The 1,836-nt window shown below is 33.6% G+C and carries 1 protein-coding gene; it reads right to left on the bottom strand.

Annotation, left to right across the window (positions count from 1 at the left end):
* Positions 1–251: 251 nt before the first annotated feature.
* Positions 252–1,685, bottom strand: a complete 1,434-nt coding sequence (locus KPL55_RS25530; RefSeq protein ID WP_312887400.1) for a DDE-type integrase/transposase/recombinase — start codon at positions 1,683–1,685, stop codon at positions 252–254.
* Positions 1,686–1,836 lie beyond the last annotated feature (151 nt).

The raw sequence follows: 1,836 nt of genomic DNA, 5'->3' as shown, positions 1-1,836 counted from the left end.
GATAGTGTTAACTAACCTATGAAAAAAACACCTATTGGTAAAATTAGGATATAAGTTCTAAATTGGAAACTGGAAAATGATTTAGCTACAGAAAATATTAGTAGGAGTATCTCTAAATAATAGTGTTATTTAAGGATTTTGATCTATGTTAGTAAAAAAAAGGCAGCAAAAATATACCTGTTCAGATTGCTCCTTTTTTACGGAACCCTGCCGGGTAAGAGAAATTTAAATATGTTAAAAGAAAAATTCACCTATACAACCTGTTTTTCTATTATAAGCCGTTGTGAAAGTTCGATTAGTTTTTGCCATTTTGCTGGCATAGTAGGAATATTTTCAAGCTCGGGGATGGAGTTTAATGGTTCCCAATAAGCGTAGGAGTGTGGTCGAAGAAAATTATAATAAGCTACGAATAGGGTTAAGTGTGTATTTGATCCTTCTTCACTACCAAAGCCATTTGTAACTCTATAGGAGAATTTAAATGTTCTGTTGAGACGCTCTATTATTTGTTTAAGCCAACGATACTCAGTAGAAACAGGATCGACATTAGTAAGCCCAATTACTTGGATTACATCGAAGTCGAAGCCCTTGAGATTAAATTGTTGCTGCGCAAGTTTATATGCGGTATAACCGTCAGCAACAAATTTAAGTGACTTTCCAGGGAACTTTTTAAACTTATCAAATGCCATACGCATAGTTAAAATACAAGGCCCAGTATCACGGCTAAAAGACGCTTGATATCCTAGAATAGATTTTTTGATGGCGTCCATAACAATCCAGACATATTGATGTACTCCTTTAACTTTAGTATATGTTTCATCAGCAGCTAGATAGTTAGTTGGCTTATAGTCATAACTATCCACAAAGGTTTTAACTAAAGCGCCAGCTGTAACGGCATATCTACTAACCATTACATGGGAGATTTTAACCCCGTGGATATCCCAAAGGGCCCGCGCCGTATGGCGTGTAGATAATCCTAAATTAACGTTATATGTTAAACAAAGGCCCATTACATGAGGTGAAAAATTTCTGAAATTCAGACTAGTAGCACCTTTTGGCATAGAAGATAAATCAACGTCAAAATAATTTGTGGTAAACTCCCTGTAAATATAATGTAATTTAAATTTGTGTTTATCTTTCTTATATTCTTTAATATCTTCAAGAGAAAGATTCGCAAGAGATTGAAGATAAAAGCTACATTTTTTATTAACGCATTTATGGATATAAAAATTTTTGCGGTCCTTCTTTTTACTTAGGGCATGTCCACAAAATGGGCAAATGAGTTTTTCACTTTTTAAATCAATTTTGTTTCTGTTGAAATGCAAATCACAAACTTTACACCAAAGCTGCCCACGACCACCGGCGTTATCGTAGATATAGGAGTGCGGAGCACCACATTGGGGGCATATTGTATCAGGTGATATAGGATGTTTACCACGAGAATTAACAGGCTTTTTATCCTTGCCATGATTAGTTTTATACTCATCTAAGAGCTGTCTGTAATCAAGCTTTTTAAAGGTTTTAATAATTGGTAATTTATCTACAGTAAGTTTTTTATATTTAGGACTTGTCATATCGTATTTCGGAACTTTTAGCGGTATATTTTTAGCAATAAAAATAAGTAATTGTTTAATTTGAGAAAGTAATACTTGATTATAAGTAACTAACATTGATATAATTGAACTCACAATGACACCTTCTTTCGGGAATTTTTGTTGAGTTAGGATACAACAATTATACCAAACAGAGGGGGTCATTGTTTTTTGTGCTGAAAATAGCTACAAACCTTGCAATAGCAGGGTTTTAAATAAATAAAGCAAAGATAGTGTTAACACTATC

Origin of the sequence: Clostridium lacusfryxellense (genome assembly GCF_018861735.1) — a bacterium.
GTDB lineage: Bacteria > Bacillota > Clostridia > Clostridiales > Clostridiaceae > Clostridium_AD > Clostridium_AD lacusfryxellense.
This window is presented reverse-complemented; position numbering and strand designations above follow the sequence as displayed.